Below are 16,057 nucleotides of genomic sequence, written 5' to 3'. Positions count from 1 at the left end.
CCGTACCGAATCCAGGAGTTGCACCATGCCCAAGGCCACGTACAGCCGCGAGGAAATGAAGCGGCTCTCCTCCCTCAGCCCCTTCGAGCTGAAGGCCGAGTTCATCAAGCTCGCCGAGGCCCAGCAGGCCGACAAGCCCGGCCAGAAGGGCGAGGCCGCCCGCACCATGCTCAACGCGGGCCGCGGCAACCCGAACTGGGTCGCCACCGGCCCCCGCGAGGCCTTCTACGCCCTCGGCTACTTCGCGCTGAGCGAGTCCCGCCGGGTGTGGACGGCCGACAACCTGGGCGGCATGCCGGAGAAGTCGGGCGCGGGCGAACGCTTCGAACGCTTCGTGCGTACGCATCCGGACCTGCCGGGCATCGAGATGCTCAAGGCGAGCTTCGACCTGGCGGTGGAGCGCTTCGGGTTCGTACGGGACGACTTCGTGCACGAGATGGCCGACTCGATGATCGGCGACAACTACCCGAGCCCGGACCGCATGCTGGTCCACTGCGAGAAGGTCGTCCGCGGCTACCTCCAGGACGAGATGTTCGACAAGAACCCCCCGGCGGACAACCTCAGCGTCTTCGCCACCGAGGGCGGCACGGCGGCCATGTGCTACATCTTCGACTCCCTGATGAAGAACGGGGTGCTGAAGAAGGGCGACCGGATCGCTTTGATGGTGCCGGTGTTCACCCCGTACCTGGAGATCCCGGAGCTGGACACGTACGGCTTCGACGTGGTCTACGTCGAGGCGAGCATGTTCGCCGAGAACGGGGTGCGCGAGTGGCGCTACCCGACCGAGGAGGTCGCCAAGCTGGAGGACCCCTCCATCAAGATGGTCTGCCTGGTCAACCCCAGCAACCCGCCGTCCCTCGCGCTCTCGCAGCGGGTCACCGACCAGATCAAGGAGATCGTCGCCACCTCCAACCCGAACCTGGTGATCGTCACGGACGACGTGTACGGCACCTTCGTGGAGGGCTTCCGCTCGATCGCCGCCGACCTCCCCCGCAACACGCTGCTGGTGTACTCGTACTCCAAGCACTACGGCGCGACCGGCTGGCGCATCGGCGTGATCGGCCTGCACGACGACAACGTGATCGACGCGATGATCGACGCGCAGCCGCAGGAGGACAAGGACCGCCTCAGCAAGCGGTACGGGACCCTCACCCTGGAGCCCGAGAAGATCCGCTTCATCGACCGCCTGGTCGCGGACTCCCGCCAGGTCGCGCTGAACCACACCGCGGGCCTCTCGCTCCCCCAGCAGGTCATGATGGTCCTCTTCTCCCTCTTCGACATGCTGGAGGAGGGCCAGGAGTACAAGCACCGGATCCGCGCGATCGTCAACCGCCGCCTCGACCTGCTGCTCGAAGGCGCGCAGATGAAGATCGCCGAGGACCCGAAGCGGGCGGGCTACTACATCGAGCTGGACCTCCTCGCGGAGGCCGAGCGCGTGCAGGGCAAGGAATTCGCCGACTTCCTGGAGCAGAACTACGAGCCGGTCGACCCGCTGTTCCGCCTCGCCGAGCAGACCTCGGTGGTCCTCCTCAACGGCGGCGGCTTCGACGGCCCCGAGTGGTCCGTCCGCGCCTCCCTGGCCAACCTGGACGACCTCGACTACCTCCAGATCGGCCACCACCTCCGCAAGATCTTCGACGACTACATCGCGGAGTGGCAGCAGTCCAAGGGCTGACAGCTCACCGCTGTGCCCGCCTGACTGCGGGCCTCACTCTGTCCACGCTGTGGGCAGGCGTTCCGCAGGGCGGAACGGGTGGGCACAGCGGAACTCCCAGCGCCGGACAGGCGCCCCACCCCCCGGCCAGCCCCCGCACCGCGCACCCCCACGGAGCCTCCATGCAGCACCGCTCCCGCCTCAGCCGCCTCGACCACGAGTGGTTCGAGAGGGTCGCCGCCGCCCACATCCCGGGCGCGGACCAAGCCCTCCCCGCCCTCTCGAAAGCCGCCAACCACGGCCGCCTCTGGTTCGCCTCCGCCGCCACCCTGGCGGCACTCGGCGGACCCAAGGCCCGCCGCGCCGCCCGCCGCGGCCTCGGCTCCCTCGCCCTGGCCTCCCTCAGCACCAACGCCGTCGCCAAGTACGCGGTCCGCCGCCACCGCCCCTCCACCGACCGCGTCCCCTTCGTCCGCCGCCCGGCAAAGGCCCCCTGGACCTCCTCCTTCCCCTCCGGCCACTCCGCGTCGGCCGCGGCCTTCGTCGCCGGCGTCGCGCTGGAAGCCCCCCGCTACGGCGCCCTCCTCGCCCCGCTCGCCGCCGCCGTCGCCTTCTCCCGGGTGTACGTCGGCGTGCACTACCCCGGCGACGTCCTGGCGGGCTGCGCGCTCGGCGTGGCGGCCGCCGCGGTCACCTGCTACTGGTGGCCCCCGCGCCCCCCGTACGTACGCAACGGCCGCACCCGCGTCGAAGCGCCGGCGCTCCCCCGGGGCGCGGGCCTGGTCGTCGTCGCCAACTCCGGTTCCGGCAAGGGCGTTCCGGGCCGCATCCCCGCCCACGAGCACCTGCGCATCCTGCTCCCCGAGGCGGAGATCATCGTCCGCGAACAGGACCAGGACCTCCTGGAGATCCTCGACAAGGCAGTCGTACGGGCCAAGGAGTCGGCCGGTGTCCTCGGCGTGTGCGGCGGCGACGGCACGGTGAGCGCGGCCGCGTCCCGCGCGGCCGAGGCGGGCCTGGCCCTCGCGGTCTTCCCCGGCGGCACCCTCAACCACTTCTCCCTGGACGCGGGCGCGGACACCTTCGAGGACACGGCGCACGCGGTCCAGCACGGCGAAGCGGTACGGGTGGACCTCGCCCATGTGCTGGACGGCGAGGGCACCCCGGTGACCGACTTCGTGAACACCTTCAGCATCGGCCTCTACCCGGAACTGGTGCGCCGCCGCGAGAAGTTGGAGGACCGCATCGGCAAGTGGCCGGCCGCCGCGCTCTCCCTGCTCTCCGTCCTCCGCGACGCCACCCCCATCCACCTGCGCATCGACGGCGAACCCCGCACCCTGTGGCTGCTGTTCGCCGGAAACGGCCACTACTACCCGGACGGTCTGGCCCCCTCCCACCGCGCGCATCTGGACGAGGGGCTGCTCGACGTCCGTACGGTCGACGCCGACGCCCGCCTGGCCCGCACCCGCCTGGCGATCTCCACGCTCGGCGGCGCCCTGAACCGCTCCCGGATCTTCCACACCCAACGTGTCGAGAAGCTCGCTCTCGACGGCCTGACCGACGTCGACCTCCTCGCCCACGACGGCGAGACGACCCCCTCCCCGGACTCCCTGCGTCTGACGAAGTCGCGGGGCGTGCTCACGGTCTACAGCCCGGCCGCCGACCTGGGCGAGATCCGCCAGCAGTTCCTGACCGCCACCGCCCACCTCACTCCCCCGGACGGCTCCCCTTCTCCCTGGCAACAGCTCCGGCTGCGAGGAGCGTCGCAGTGGCGAGGCCGCCCCACAGAGCGGCCGGACCGTGAGGGGCGAGACCGGTGATGACCGTCGGGGACACCGCGAGCCCGACCCCGGTGGACAGCTCGAACCGGGCCAGCACCTGCCCCAGCGCACGGCGCGGCGCGAGCACGGTGACGAGCGCGGTCGCGCTGCCCGCGTAGAGGATCTCGCCCAGCGTGCACACCACCGACACGACCGCTACCGCAGGCGCGCCCCACCCGCCGCCCAACGAAGTGGCGGCGAGGAACCCCCCGTACGACACGGCGAGCACCACCCCGGCGACGACCAGCACGGTCCGCCGGGAGAAGCGTGCCGCCCAGGCGGTGAGCGGCACTTGCAAGGTGACGACCAGCACCGTGTTGGCGACGAAGATCACCGCCGACCAGACGGGCGAGGCGTGCAACTGCGTCACCAACACCAACGGCAGCGCGATCTCGGGCACGTTGAGGCAGAACGCGTACACCGCATTGGCCCCCAGCAACGCACCGGTCCGGGGCACGGGCCCGCCGCCCTCCTCACTCCCGACCGCCACCGGCTCCGCCGCGACACGCACCGACCGGGCCAGGACGGCCGCGACGAGACACGCCAGCCCGGTCGCGGCGGCCAGCAGCCGCAGCGCCGCCGGCCCACCCGCCAGACACACGGTGGCCAGGAGCGCACCCACCCCCATCCCGGCGTTGCGCAACGCCCGCCCTGCGGCCAGGGCGTTGTCCCGGTCCCGCCCGTGGGCGACCGTCGCCACCAGCGCGGCATGGGCGGCGGGGAAGGCCTGGTTCCCGACCCCGAGCAGCAGCGCCGCCGCCCCGAACGCCCCGGCGCTCCCCACCGGGGTGACCAGCAACAACCCCACACCCACGACCCGTACGAACATCGCCGCGGCGACGACCGCACTGCGCGCCCCCCGGTCCAGCCACACGCCGACCAACGGCATGCACGCAAGCCCCACCACAACACCGGCCGTCATGGCGATCCCGGTGACGGGCGCGGACAACTGGAGCACGGTCACCCCGTACAACAACAAAAACGGCCGCAACAGCCCGGTACCGAGGGCGTCAACGCCGAGCGCGACGGCGTAACGAGGCCCGCCGGACGCCTGCACGAGGGCCTTGGGCCGGAGGGGGGTGGTGGTGAGTGCCATGTCCCCCACGGTCCCGCCGCCCGCCGAACCCCCCACGCGGCTTGACGATCTCCGCCAACTGACACTCCTCGCTTCCCGCCCTCCGGACCCAACGCCCCCGTCCGCCATCATGGAACCGTGACGCTGAAGATCGACATCAGCGGCCTGCCGCCCGAGCGCCTGCGGTTCGCCGCCTCCCCGCTGGCCGAGCTGACCGCGATGCTGCACGTCCTCGCCGCACCCGAGCACCATCCGGAACAGACCGCCCTCGTCGCGGAGGTACGGTCCGGCCTGCGGCCCGAGCTGGCCGAGCGGCTCCGCGAGGCGGAGTTCCTCTGGCGCTCCTCACAGGCCGACTTCCTCCTCCCGGCCCGCCCCCGCGCGACCCTCGCCGAGGAGCTGGACGACGTCGACCGCATCGACGACGACACCTACGTGACGGCCGCCCTCGTCTCCACCTGCGGCAGCACCCGGACCCCCTTCGCGACCGCGTCCCCCCTCACCGACCCGGCCGCCCGCGAACGCGCCCTGAGCCGGGCCCAGGCGCGCGGCCCGCGCCAGGAGGCCTTCGCCGAGCGCCTCCTCACCGACCCGGCCGCCGTACGGTCCCGGCTGCGCGACACTCTCGAACAGTGCGCCGCCGCCTTCTTCGACGCCGTCTGGGCGGACATCGTCGTACGACTGGCCACCGACCTGCGTCTGAAGAGCGACCTCTTCCGCCGCCAGGGTCTCGCGGCGGCCCTCGCCTCGGTGTCCGGCGCGGTCGCCCTCTCGCCGGACGCCGACCGCATCCTCATCGACAAGTTGCAGGACAAGGCGACCACCGCCCAGGACACCGGGGTCACCTTCATCCCGAGCGTCTTCGCCGACCCCCACCTGGTGGTGGTCCACGCCCCGGGCTGGCACCCGGTGGTCCAGTACCCCGTGCCCGCACAGGCCCCGGCGACCGCATTCCCCGTCCCCCTGGACACCGTCACGCTACGGCTGGAAGCCCTCACCCACCCCTTGCGCCTGCGCCTGCTGCGCACGCTGGCCCGCGGCCCGCACACCACCGGCGAGCTGGCCCACGCCTGGGAGCTCTCCCTGCCGGAAACCTCCCGCCACCTGGCAGTCCTCCGCGCCGCCGGCCTCCTCACCTCCCGCCGCCGGGGCCGCTACGTCCACCACACGCTGCACCTCCCCACCGTCGCCACCCTCGGCACGGACCTCCTCTCCGCAGTCCTGCGCTAAACCCCCTGCCCCAAAGCGGAGTCGCGTTCCCACACCCCCCAGATCTCCCCCGCCCCCACCACCCTCGCCACCAACCCCAACGAATGCCTCATCACCGCCCCCACGTACTCCTCCGGCACCCCCGCCACCGCATCCTCCGCCACCACCACCCCGTACCCCAGGTTCACCAGGTCGAAGACCGCGTTCGGCACCGCCACGTTCGCCGACACCCCGACCACCACCACGTCCCGGCACCCCAGGTTCCGCAGCAGAGCGTCCACCCCCGTCCCCGCCACCGGCGACAGCCCGTGCAGCCGCCCCACCACGAAGTCCTCCTCCGCCACCTCGATCGGCGCCGCCACCCGCACCGCCGGCGACCCCACGATCTGCCGCACCGGCAGCCTCTCCGCCGCCCGGAACAGCCGCGCGTTGCGGTTCGCCCCCCGCCCGTCCGCCCGCCGCTCCGCCACCGCGTGCACCACCTGCACCCCGGCCCCGTGCGCCGCCGACACCAGCCGGGCGACGTTCGCCAGCACCCCCGACTTCCGTGCCTGCGCGGCGAGTTCGGGCAGGGCGCTGTCCTCCCCCACCACCCCCTCCTGGCACTCCACCGTGAGCAGCACGGTCGTTGCGGGATCGAGCTGGGCCACGAGCTGTTCGTACAACGACATGGCGACGCCCCTTCGAAGACTCACACCACCGGCCAACGGGGCCGCGACCCTAACGGCCATTGCGTACCGAGGGAAGAGCCCGCATGCTTTCCGCACACAGCATCTGACGGCGCATCAGAACCTTCCACATGCAGCACCTGACGACGCATCAGAAATCTTCCACAGGAGCCCGGATGACCACCGAGACGCACCCCCAGCGGCGCGGCCGCCGCATCATGATGACGACTGCCGAACGCGACGCCTACCTCACCGAACAGCGCACCTGCCGGGTCGCCACGGTCTCCTCGGACGGCGCCCCGCACATCGGCGCGCTGTGGTTCGTCTGGGACGGCACCTCGCTGTGGCTGTACTCGATCACCCGCAGCCGCCGCTGGGCCCAGCTCCGCAAGGACCCCCGCATCGCGGTCGTCGTCGACGACGGTGTCGAGTACGGGGACCTGCGCGGCGTCGAACTCTCCGGCACCGCCGTCTTCGTCGGCGAGGCCCCCCGCACCGGCGAGCCGTGCCCCGAACTCGACGCCCCCGAGGGGATGTTCACCCAGAAGTACTTCGGCCTGACCGAGATGCCCCACGACGGCCGCCACGCCTGGCTGCGCCTGACCCCGGACGCCATCGCCTCGTGGGACTTCCGCAAGCTGGCCGCCCTCTGAGCCCCCGGCGAAGACCGACGCGCACCGGAGGCGGACCCGCCCCGGAGACGACCCGCCCCGGAGTGCTCAGCTCGCCACCCGCTCCCCCGCCACCGCCAGCGCCTCCACCGCCGCCCTGATCGAGGGCCGCCGGTCCGCGTCGGCGCGCCACACCGCGTGCACATGCCGCCGCATGGCATGCCGTACGGGAACCACACGCACCCCCTCGGGCACCGGCCCCCGCCCGAGCCTGGGCGCGATGCACACCCCCAACCCTGCCTCCACCAGGGCGAGTTGGGTGGCATGCTCCTCCGCCACATGGGCGAGCCGGGGCTCCACCCCCACTCCCCGCAGCGTCAGCAGCAGCCACTCGTGGCAGAACTCGCCCTCCGCCCACGTCACCCAGTCGTCGTCGGCGAACTCCGCCAGGTCCACCTCACCGCGCCCGGCGAGCGGATGCCCGACCGGCATCGCCACGTCCGCAGGGTCGTCGAGGAGTTCACGCTTGGCGAGCCCGGCGGGCATGGAGAGCGGCTTGTTGTACCAGTCGAGCACCACGGCGACGTCGTAGTCGCCGCGCACCACGCCCCGTACCGCCGCATCGGGCTCCACCTCCCGCATTTTCACGCGGAGTTGGGGATGCCTCTCGCGCAGCGCCGCCAGCGCCGGGGGCACGAGACCACGGGCCGCCGTCGGGAACGCGGCCACCGACAGATCACCGACGACCCGGCCCCGCTGCGCCTCGATGTCGGCCTGGGCGCGCTCCGCCTGCGACAGGATGGCGGCGGCGTGCCCGGCGAGCAGCCGTCCGGCCTCCGTGAGCCGGACCCCCCGCCCGTTCTTGGCGAGCAGCGGCTCCCCGATCTCGCGCTCCAGCTTGGCCATCTGCTGCGACACCGCCGAGGTGGTGACGTGCAGCCCCTCCGCCGCCCCGCTGACCGACCCGTGCCGGGCAAGGGCGTCCAGGGTGCGCAGCCTCTCCAGATTCAACATGTAAGCAATGCTAAGCGGTACCGCCACGAAAAGTTGCTTGTGCTACGAGGTCGGATCGGCCCATGGTGGCAACCATGACCCCCGCGCCCTCGGCCCCGAGCCGCACGACCGCACCGCCCGCCCCCGCTCCCACCCCGGCCCCCTCCCGCCGCCGGGCGCTCGACTGGCGCATCCGCTTCGCCGCACTCGCCCTGATCTGGGGCTTCAGCTTCCTGTTCATCAAGGTCGGCACGGAGGGCTTCGCCCCCTTCCAGGTCACCTTCGGCAGGCTGCTGTTCGGGGCACTCGTGCTGGTCGCGGCGATGGCGCTCAAGCGCGAACGGCTGCCGCGCTCCCTGCGCACCTGGGGTCATCTCACGGTCGCCGCGTTCTTCCTGAACGCCCTCCCGTTCTCCCTCTTCGCCTACTCCGAGCTGACGATCCCCTCGACGCTCGCGGGCATCTGCAACGCGACCTCCCCGCTCTGGGGGATGGCGCTCTCGCTCGTCGCGCTCTCCGAGGACCGCCCCACCCGCCGCCGGGTGGCCGGTCTCGGTCTCGGGTTCCTCGGCGTGCTGACGGTGCTCGGCGCGTGGCAGGGCTTCTCGGGCGTCGACCCGGCGGGCACCGTGATGGCCCTGCTGGCCTCCCTCAGCTACCCGATCGGCTGGATCTACCTGCGCCGCACGCTGGGCGGCAGCAAGGACTCCGCCCTCTCCATGACCGGCACCCAGCTCCTCCTCGCCACGGCCCAACTGGCCGTCGTCACCCCCCTCTTCACCACCCTCCCCACCCACTTCCCCCTCCTCCCCCTCTTCTCCGTCATCGCCCTCGGCGCCCTGGGCACGGGCCTCGCGATGCTGATCCAGTACGGCCTGGTCACCGAGGTCGGCCCCACCACGGCCCAGATGGTCACCTACTTCATCCCGGTGATCGCCACCGCCGCCGGCGTCACCCTCCTCGACGAACACCTCACCTGGAACACTCCGGTCGGCGCCCTCGTCGTGCTCGCCGGCGCCTTCCTCACCCAACCCCGCAAGACCCCCTGACCGCCTTACTCGTACCTCCGCCCCACCCCCACCTCCCCGATCGCCTCCACCACCGCATCCGCCACCGCTCCCACCTCGCCGACCCCCAGCGTGGACACGGTGACCCTCACCCCCGCCCCCGCCCGCACCCGGAAGCGGGCCCCCGGCGCCACGGCCCACCCCGCATAGAGCATCCGCGCCACCACCCCCGTCTCGTCCCCCACCGGCACCCACACGTTCATCCCGCTCCGCCCGTGCGCCCGCACCCCCCGTTCCGCCAGCGCCGTAACCAGCGCGTCGCGTCGTTCTCCGTACGACCGCGCGACCGCCTCCGTGTCCACGGCCCCCGTGGTCCACAGCCGTACGACCGCCTGCTGGAGCAGCCGGCTCACCCACCCGGGCCCCAGCCGCTGCCGCCCCCGCACCCGGTCCACGGTCTCCGCGTCGCCGGTCATCACGGCGACCCGCAGGTCCGGCCCGTACCCCTTGGACACCGACCGTACGAACACCCAGGGCCCGCCGCTCGTCCCGGCCACCACATGCACCGGCAGGTCCACGATCCCGTGCCCGTGGTCGTCCTCGACCAGCAGGACCGACGGGTGCGCCGCCAGCACCTCCCGCAGCTCCGCCGCCCGCACGGCACCGACCGCCGCCCCCGTCGGGTTCTGCGCCCGCGCCGTCACCACGACCGCCCGCGCCCCGCCCCGCAGCGCCCGCTCCACCTCGTCCGGCAGCGGGCCCTCGTCGTCCACCGCCACCGGCACCGCCTTCAGCCCCAGCGCGGGCACCAGGTCGAGCATCGCGCCCCAGCCGGGATCCTCCACGGCGACCGCGTCGCCCGGCTTCAGATGCACGGCGAGCACCCGCTCGATGGCGTCCAGCGAGCCCGAAGCGACCGCCACCGGCCCGTCCGGCACTCCCGCCGCGTCGAAGCCCGCCCGCGCCAGCCGTTCCAGCTCCGGCTCGACGGCCTCCTCCCCGTACAGGACGGGCTCCGCGTCGGCGCGCTCCACGGCCCAGGCCATCGCGTCCCGCAGGGAGGGGAGCAGGGCGACGTCCGGGTTGCCCTTGCTCAAGTCCCGTACGCCTGCGGGCACATCCGCCCGGATCGACTCGCGCGCGGTCACGGCCGGGCGCGCGCGGATGCGGCTGCCCCGTCGTCCGGCCGTCTCGATCACCCCGCGCTCGCGCAGAGTCCGGTATGCGGACGCGACCGTATTGGGATTCACCCCGAGCTCGTTCGCCAACTCCCGCATGGGCGGCAGGAGTTGACCGGGTTTCAGTGCACCCTCGCCCACCCCCCGCTCCACGCTCGCGGAAATTTCTGCTGCACGCCTGCCACTGATCCGATACTCTCCTAGCACAAAAGACAGTATGCACTAGTGCAATGGAGAGCGCAATGCAGGACAGCATCACCGGCAGCGGCAGCGGCAGCACGACCGACGCCCCCGCCGCCTACACCCCCACCGATCGCACCGTCCCCACCCGCTCCCCCGACCGCGCCTCCTACGACCGCGAACTGGTGCACTCGATACTCGACGATGCCTACGTCTGCCACCTCGGCTTCGTCCGCGACGGCGCCCCCGTCGTCCTGCCGACGCTCTACGGCCGGATCGGCGATCGCCTGTACGTCCACGGCTCGACCGGATCGCGCCCGCTGCGCGCCGCCGGGCGCACCGAGGAGGCCCCGGGCATCAAGGTCTGCCTGACCGTCACGCACGTCGACGGACTGGTCCTGGCCCGGTCCGCCTTCCACCACTCCATCAACTACCGCTCGGTCGTCGTCCTCGGCACGGCCCGCCCGGTCGTCGACGAGGAGGAGCGGCGCATCGCCCTCGACGCCCTCGTCGACCACGTCGTCCCGGGCCGCTCCCGCGACTCCCGCCCCGCGAACGCCAAGGAGCTGGCCGCAACAGCCGTACTGCGCCTGGACCTTGACGAAGTGTCGGCGAAGGTCCGCACCGGCGGCCCCAACGACGAGCCCGAGGACGCCGCCCTCCCGCACTGGACCGGCGTCGTTCCCCTGACCCGCGGCTACGGCCTGCCGATCCCGGCCGACGACCTCGACCCGGCCGTCGCCCTGCCCGACTACCTCGGCGCCCTCCAGCACTGACGCGAGGCCGGCGCGGCGGCGCGGCGGCGCGGCGGCGCCCCACCATGCCCGCCACCGCGCCACGCACCCCCGCGCCTCAGCCCCCTGCAGCCACCGCCGCCCGCCTCGCCCGCGCCGCTTCCCGCGCCTCCCCGTACGCCAGCCCCGCCACCGCCGTGAGCAGCAGCAACGTGCCCAGCACGGTGGCCGCCGTCAGCTCCTCGCCGAGCAGGACGACCGCGATGACGGCCGCGCTGACCGGTTCGAGCAGCATGATCACGGACACGGTCGCGGACCGCACGACCGCCGCCCCCGCGAAGTACAGCGCGTAGGCGAGCGCGGTCGGCACGGCCGCGACGTACACCAACAGCCCGATCACCACGCCGAGTTCACCGGCGTGCGGCAGCAGCCCCTCCGCCAGCGCGAACGGCAGCAGGCACACCGTCCCGACCGCGAAGGTCCCGGCGCACGTGGCGACGGGGTCGCCCCCGCCCCCGTCCCGCCCGAGCCACCGCGTGAGCAGCGTCATCACCGCGTACGCGGCCGCCGACAGCAGCGCCAGCAGTACGCCACCGGGCCGCACAGCCCCGCCGTCGCCGCCCAGCGTCAGCACGGCGAGCCCCGCCAGCGCCCCCGCGACGGCGCACACTCCGCCGCCGCCGAGCCGCTCCCCCAGCAGCACCCGCGCGCCCAGCGCGATGAACACGGGCCCCGCCCCCAGCGTGACGACCGTCGCCACGGCGAGCCCGGTCGCCTGCACGGCGGCGAAGTAGGCGCTCTGGAACACGGTGAGCGCGAGCCCGGTCGCCAGCACGCGGGCGAGACGCCGCACCCGGGGTTCGGCCACCACGGGCTCCCGACGCCGGCCGGTGCAGGCCCGTACCGCCAGCAACAGCAGCAGCCCGCCCGCACACCGCCAGAACGACAGCGACAGCGGACCCAGATCGCTGGCCCCGAAGACCAGCGCGGCAGCCGCCCCGGCAGTCCCCCAGGCGACTCCGGCGACGGTCAGATACAGCAGGCCCCGCCCGACGGACAGACCTGCGGAACGTACAACAACAACACTCTCGGACACGTGACTTCCCCACGAGAAACGAAGACGGATCGGTTCGCTCGGCTCCGCACGCGGGCAGCGACGATCCGCCCCGGGGCGCACCCCGGGGGTCTTCGGCTTCTGTGCTCCCGCGCGCTAGAGGGCGGCGGGAGGGGGCAGGACGAGTGTGTTCGGCATGATCGTCACCCTACGGTGCGATCCGGCCGGTGGACAACGCGCCCTCCGCGTCGGTGACTTCGTCCGGCTCACCGCCCGCGACCGGCCCGTCGCTCGGGGCCTTCGGCGTGGAGGACTGCGCGATGAACGCGCCGATCAGGACGACGGCTCCGCCCACGATCTGCGGCAGCGAGAGGTGCTCGCGCAGCAGCACCCAGGCCGCCACGGTCGCGATGACCGCCTCCAGACAGGCCACGACGCCCGCGACCTGGGGCGACAGTTTCCGTACGGAGACCACTCCGGTGACGTACGCGAGGACCGTCGCGATCAGGACGATCCAGCCGAGCAGCACCCACGCCTGCACCTGGCTGCCGCCCATGTCGACGGCGCCGCCCAGGATGTCCCACTTCATGTTCCAGGGCTGTGCGACGACGGTCAGAACACTCGCGCCGACGAGCAGTCCGTACGCGATCACGCCCAGCGGGTCGGCCGCGTCCTCGCCGTCGCCGCCCTGGTCGGAGAGGACGAAGTAGCCGACCTGGCAGCAGGCCGCGCCCAGCGCGAGCAGCAGTCCGAGGACGTCGAAGCTGAGCCCCGCCCACACCTCGACCACGCACGCCAGACCGCCGACCGCGAGCACCACGCCCACGGCGGCCGCCCGCGTCACCGGCCTGCGCTGCACGAACCGCACCCAGCCCAGCACCAGCGCGGGCGCGAGGTACTCCACAAGCAGGGCGACGCCGACCGGTATCCGCGACAGCGAGGCGAAGTAGAAGGCCTGGACACCGGCGACCGCGAGCAGCCCGAAGCCCGCCAGCAGGACGGGCCTGCGGCGTACGAGGGCACGGTGGCGCCAGGCGACCGGCAGCATCACGAGCGCCGCCCCCGCCACCCGCAGCCACACCACGTGCAGCGGGTCGAGCCCCGCCTCGATCAGCGGCTTGGCCGCGACACCTGATCCACCGAATGCGAGCGCCGAGACCAGGGCAAGACCCAGGCCGACGCTCCTCCCCTGAGCGTGCATCGCAACATCATGACAGGCCGGGTCAGCACCGTCATCTGCGTCACACCTGTCGAGACGACCGCACGGCGAAACACCCCAAAAGGCCATGTACGTACGGTTTTTCTTCCGTTACGAGCAGGGCCCGGCCGACGACTTCCCGCCGGGCTCAGGCGCTCCGGGACCCCACGCACAGCCGCCCCGCCAGCCCCTCCGGGTCCACGCCCGCGTGCCGCAGCACCTCGACCGCCCGATACTCGGGGTCGGCGGCGAGCGCCGCCAGCAGGTCGGTGCCGCCCGCCCGGACGTCCTCGCGCGCCGCGGCCCGCGCGAGAGCGGCCTCCATGGCGCGCACGGCGGCGGGCGACCAGCCGGTCACGGGCGTCGCCAGGGGCGCGCCCTCCGCCCTGGCCTGCCAGCGCAGCCCGTAGCCGATGCTGCGCTGCACGAGGTATCCGAGGACGCGGGCGAGCTGGTCCGCGCCCTCGAAGGCGGCGCGCACCTCGGGGTCGGTCTCCAGGAGGGAGTGCAGCAGGTGGGCGGTGTCGATCTGCCGGTCGCCGTCCCGCACGGCCCGCCGGCGCGCGCCTGCGACCACCGTGGCCAGCTCTACGGTGAGCCTGGCCTCGATGTCTGCGCGCGGAGGGACGGCCGCTCCGGTGCCGGTGGCGCCGGAAGGTCGTCGGGCGGGGTGGTGCACCCCTCCACCCCATCACCCGCACCCCGGCGCGGTCATCAGCGCGGGGGAGCATTCGGGCGTCCCACGGGAGTTGGGCACGGCCGTCCCCTCCCTCATCCTTGCGGAGGAGATCGGATGAAACTTCCCTGAGAACGGCACCGAACGCCCCCGAAACCCCTCCGGGCCGCCACCTCCGCTTCCCTGACGGTTCATCAGTATTGAATGTTCACGACCCTGCCGCTACGTTCCGCGACACCCAGCAGGATTCCGCGCGGAAGGGAAGCTCCCATGGCCGAGGTCAGCGCAGAGGCACGCATCGAAGCACCGGCGGGCAGTATCTGGTCCCGGCTGACGGACTTCACGACGTACGACCAGTGGAACGCGACCCACACCAGCTTCCCGAACGGCGGCCCGGACCCGCTCGCGGTCGGCGCGACGTACCGGGAGAACATGAAGCTGATGAGCTTCCCCGCCGAAGTCGACTGGACGGTCGAGGAGTTGGAGGAGGACCGCCTCCTTGTGGTGCGCGGCAAGGGCCCGATGGGCGTGAACCTGGCGATGCGCTACGCACTGGCGCCCGCCGACGCGGGCGGCACACTGGTCCGTATCGACGGGGAGTTCACCGGCGCGGCCATCTCCCTGATGGCCGGCAAGCTCAAGGACTCCGCGACGACCGCCCTCACGGAGTCGCTGAGCAAGCTCGCCGGCCTCGTCACCTGACGGACGGGGCGGACGCCTCACCGCAGTCACCACGGAGACGCACGCCCCCATGCCGCCCAAACCGCTCCCGCGCCCCGACTCCGACCTCGTCGAGGACCTTTGCCTCGTGCTGTACGGGTCCCTGCGCACCGAAGGCCCGGACGCCGCCCCGGATCCGGTCCCCCTGGCCTGCGCGCTGTTCGACGCGGGCCACCGGGGGGACGCCGTCCGGGAGGTCCTGGAGTGCACCCCCGCGGCCCTGTCCGGGGCCGAACTGGCGGCTCTCGCCGCGCGCCTGCTCTCGGAATGCGCCTTCGATCCGGGCTTCACGCATGCGCCGGAACGGCTGGAGGTGCTGCGCGGGGCGCTGCGGGTCGCGGCCCGGGACCTGCCCTCGGCAGGCCACCACGGGGCTCCCCGCCTGATGCTTCTGGAGGACGCCTTCCCGCCTGCGGCCGGGGTGGTGCTGGCGGACGGGCGGCGTCTGGAGGGAGGTCTGCTCGCCTCCACGGGTGACGATCCGACCGGCGCGGTGGCGGCGGTGGCGGAGCATCTTCAGGAAGGGCTCATGACCCTGACCCGGCGGGTGTGGCCGGTGTGCGATCGGCACGGTCTGGGCGTTCACCCGGTCGTACGGAACGACGCGGCGGTCTGGTGGTGCGCGGCGGCACAGGGCCCCCCTCTCGCCCGTGTCGGCGAGTTGACGCGCTCACGGCGTCAGTAGCACCACCAGGTGCCGCTCGCGGGCTGCGGAATCCACCCGTAGCTCCCGGAGTCCGCGGGCCCGCGCCGGAACACCGCGGTCACCGCGTCGGGCCGATAGGTCCTGATCCGGACCGGATTCCCCCGCTCGTCGGCGGCCTCCAGCACGATCTCCCCGGACTTGGTCCGCCCGGCGGCCTGGGCCTCGACCACGTCGTCGACCCCTTCCGCCAACTGCAACATAAATACAGCCATAACGCCTCCTCAACCCCAACAACAACCGAAGCACCCTAACCCCCCGAACTCCCCCCTCCTCCCCCTCAATCACCCACCAGGCCCAACCCACTTCCCTCTCGGAAGACGACGCCTCCCCTTCCCTTTCCATCGAGCCCCCTTGGGCGACGGGGCAGCCCGCCTCCTCACCTCTCCCCCGCCCCCTTGGGCGGCGGGGCCGCCCCCCGGGGGCGGAACGGGCGGGCAAGGGGGCGGCCCGCCCGATCCGGGCCCACCCGGACACCGCCCCCTGCCCGCACCCCCGACACCGGCCGCGCTCGCCCCAGGGGGACCCGGGCCCGCCTCACGGCACCGGCCACATGCAGCCCCGGCCCGCCCGGCAC

At 72.9% G+C, this 16,057-nt stretch carries 16 protein-coding genes; 8 read left to right on the top strand and 8 right to left on the bottom strand.

All coding sequences use genetic code 11. The features are described from left to right. Positions 1-25: 25 nt before the first annotated feature. Entirely contained in the window at positions 26-1,675 is a 1,650-nt protein-coding gene (locus tag IE269_RS29310; RefSeq protein ID WP_189826220.1) for a bifunctional aspartate transaminase/aspartate 4-decarboxylase, read from the top strand. A gap of 161 nt (positions 1,676-1,836) precedes the next feature. Beyond that, positions 1,837-3,474, top strand: coding sequence for a bifunctional phosphatase PAP2/diacylglycerol kinase family protein (locus IE269_RS29305; protein WP_189826219.1), 1,638 nt, complete (start codon positions 1,837-1,839; stop codon positions 3,472-3,474). Here IE269_RS29305 and IE269_RS29300 read toward each other — a convergent pair. Beyond that, entirely contained in the window at positions 3,362-4,570 is a 1,209-nt protein-coding gene (locus tag IE269_RS29300; RefSeq protein WP_189826218.1) for an MFS transporter, read from the bottom strand. The genes IE269_RS29305 and IE269_RS29300 overlap by 113 nt on opposite strands. Positions 4,571-4,687: 117 nt before the next feature. Here IE269_RS29300 and IE269_RS29295 point away from each other — a divergent pair, with 117 nt between their 5' ends. Further along, the gene (locus IE269_RS29295; RefSeq protein WP_189826217.1) at positions 4,688-5,779 is read left to right on the top strand and encodes a DUF5937 family protein; all 1,092 of its coding nucleotides are present in this window, start codon (positions 4,688-4,690) and stop codon (positions 5,777-5,779) included. On the opposite strand, the gene IE269_RS29290 is transcribed toward IE269_RS29295, so the two are convergent. Then, entirely contained in the window at positions 5,776-6,429 is a 654-nt protein-coding gene (locus IE269_RS29290; protein ID WP_189826216.1) for a cysteine hydrolase family protein, read from the bottom strand. The two genes, IE269_RS29295 and IE269_RS29290, sit on opposite strands and share 4 nt — an antisense overlap. Before the next feature lie 173 nt (positions 6,430-6,602). On the opposite strand from IE269_RS29290, the gene IE269_RS29285 reads away from it, so the two are divergent. Next, on the top strand, positions 6,603-7,079 hold the full coding sequence (locus IE269_RS29285) for a pyridoxamine 5'-phosphate oxidase family protein (RefSeq protein WP_189826215.1): 477 nt from the start codon (positions 6,603-6,605) through the stop codon (positions 7,077-7,079). Positions 7,080-7,145: 66 nt separating this feature from the next. Here IE269_RS29285 and IE269_RS29280 read toward each other — a convergent pair whose 3' ends face one another. Continuing rightward, on the bottom strand, positions 7,146-8,051 hold the full coding sequence (locus tag IE269_RS29280) for a LysR family transcriptional regulator (RefSeq protein WP_189826214.1): 906 nt from the start codon (positions 8,049-8,051) through the stop codon (positions 7,146-7,148). A gap of 74 nt (positions 8,052-8,125) precedes the next feature. Between IE269_RS29280 and IE269_RS29275 the strand changes: the two genes are divergently transcribed. Beyond that, positions 8,126-9,079 (top strand): DMT family transporter, encoded by a 954-nt coding sequence (locus tag IE269_RS29275; protein WP_229898348.1) that lies wholly within the window; start codon positions 8,126-8,128, stop codon positions 9,077-9,079. Between the two features lie 5 nt (positions 9,080-9,084). On the opposite strand, the gene IE269_RS29270 is transcribed toward IE269_RS29275, so the two are convergent. Beyond that, positions 9,085-10,422, bottom strand: a complete 1,338-nt coding sequence (locus tag IE269_RS29270; protein ID WP_189826212.1) for an aminotransferase class I/II-fold pyridoxal phosphate-dependent enzyme — start codon at positions 10,420-10,422, stop codon at positions 9,085-9,087. Positions 10,423-10,457: 35 nt separating this feature from the next. Here IE269_RS29270 and IE269_RS29265 point away from each other — a divergent pair, with 35 nt between their 5' ends. Then, entirely contained in the window at positions 10,458-11,171 is a 714-nt protein-coding gene (locus IE269_RS29265; protein ID WP_189826211.1) for a pyridoxamine 5'-phosphate oxidase family protein, read from the top strand. 76 nt (positions 11,172-11,247) lie between these two features. On the opposite strand, the gene IE269_RS29260 is transcribed toward IE269_RS29265, so the two are convergent. The 3 genes from IE269_RS29260 to IE269_RS29250 all read right to left on the bottom strand — a co-directional run bounded on the left by IE269_RS29260 (position 11,248) and on the right by IE269_RS29250 (position 14,060). Then, positions 11,248-12,225 (bottom strand): DMT family transporter, encoded by a 978-nt coding sequence (locus IE269_RS29260; RefSeq protein WP_229898347.1) that lies wholly within the window; start codon positions 12,223-12,225, stop codon positions 11,248-11,250. A 166-nt stretch (positions 12,226-12,391) separates the two neighbouring features. After that, the gene (locus IE269_RS29255; protein WP_189826210.1) at positions 12,392-13,384 is read right to left on the bottom strand and encodes an EamA family transporter; all 993 of its coding nucleotides are present in this window, start codon (positions 13,382-13,384) and stop codon (positions 12,392-12,394) included. Between the two features lie 145 nt (positions 13,385-13,529). Further along, complete coding sequence (locus tag IE269_RS29250) at positions 13,530-14,060, bottom strand: Clp protease N-terminal domain-containing protein (RefSeq protein ID WP_189826209.1); 531 nt, start codon at positions 14,058-14,060, stop codon at positions 13,530-13,532. Positions 14,061-14,327: 267 nt separating this feature from the next. Between IE269_RS29250 and IE269_RS29245 the strand changes: the two genes are divergently transcribed. Together IE269_RS29245 and IE269_RS29240 are read left to right on the top strand one after the other, a co-directional pair. Next, positions 14,328-14,759 (top strand): type II toxin-antitoxin system Rv0910 family toxin, encoded by a 432-nt coding sequence (locus tag IE269_RS29245; RefSeq protein ID WP_189826208.1) that lies wholly within the window; start codon positions 14,328-14,330, stop codon positions 14,757-14,759. A 49-nt stretch (positions 14,760-14,808) separates the two neighbouring features. Further along, entirely contained in the window at positions 14,809-15,462 is a 654-nt protein-coding gene (locus IE269_RS29240; protein ID WP_189826207.1) for a hypothetical protein, read from the top strand. On the opposite strand, the gene IE269_RS29235 is transcribed toward IE269_RS29240, so the two are convergent. After that, a complete protein-coding gene (locus IE269_RS29235) occupies positions 15,456-15,695 on the bottom strand; it encodes a hypothetical protein (RefSeq protein ID WP_189826206.1) in 240 nt (79 codons plus the stop codon). The genes IE269_RS29240 and IE269_RS29235 overlap by 7 nt on opposite strands. Positions 15,696-16,057 lie beyond the last annotated feature (362 nt).

It is taken from the genome of Streptomyces spiroverticillatus (assembly GCA_014650415.1).
GTDB classification, from domain to species: Bacteria; Actinomycetota; Actinomycetes; order Streptomycetales; family Streptomycetaceae; genus Streptomyces; species Streptomyces spiroverticillatus.
The sequence above is the reverse complement of the archived record's forward strand: the minus strand, read 5'-3'. Positions and strand labels throughout refer to the sequence as shown.

Bases quoted from the DNA above. Each gene is read 5' to 3' on its own strand.
- IE269_RS29310 (WP_189826220.1), top strand. From the start codon at position 26: ATGCCCAAGGCCACGTACAGCCGCGAGGAAATGAAGCGGCTCTCCTCC.
- IE269_RS29305 (WP_189826219.1), top strand. From the start codon at position 1,837: ATGCAGCACCGCTCCCGCCTCAGCCGCCTCGACCACGAGTGGTTCGAG.
- IE269_RS29300 (WP_189826218.1), bottom strand. From the start codon at position 4,570: ATGGCACTCACCACCACCCCCCTCCGGCCCAAGGCCCTCGTGCAGGCG.
- IE269_RS29290 (WP_189826216.1), bottom strand. From the start codon at position 6,429: ATGTCGTTGTACGAACAGCTCGTGGCCCAGCTCGATCCCGCAACGACC.
- IE269_RS29285 (WP_189826215.1), top strand. From the start codon at position 6,603: ATGACCACCGAGACGCACCCCCAGCGGCGCGGCCGCCGCATCATGATG.
- IE269_RS29280 (WP_189826214.1), bottom strand. From the start codon at position 8,051: ATGTTGAATCTGGAGAGGCTGCGCACCCTGGACGCCCTTGCCCGGCAC.
- IE269_RS29275 (WP_229898348.1), top strand. From the start codon at position 8,126: ATGACCCCCGCGCCCTCGGCCCCGAGCCGCACGACCGCACCGCCCGCC.
- IE269_RS29265 (WP_189826211.1), top strand. From the start codon at position 10,458: ATGCAGGACAGCATCACCGGCAGCGGCAGCGGCAGCACGACCGACGCC.
- IE269_RS29255 (WP_189826210.1), bottom strand. From the start codon at position 13,384: ATGCACGCTCAGGGGAGGAGCGTCGGCCTGGGTCTTGCCCTGGTCTCG.
- IE269_RS29245 (WP_189826208.1), top strand. From the start codon at position 14,328: ATGGCCGAGGTCAGCGCAGAGGCACGCATCGAAGCACCGGCGGGCAGT.
- IE269_RS29240 (WP_189826207.1), top strand. From the start codon at position 14,809: ATGCCGCCCAAACCGCTCCCGCGCCCCGACTCCGACCTCGTCGAGGAC.
- IE269_RS29235 (WP_189826206.1), bottom strand. From the start codon at position 15,695: ATGGCTGTATTTATGTTGCAGTTGGCGGAAGGGGTCGACGACGTGGTC.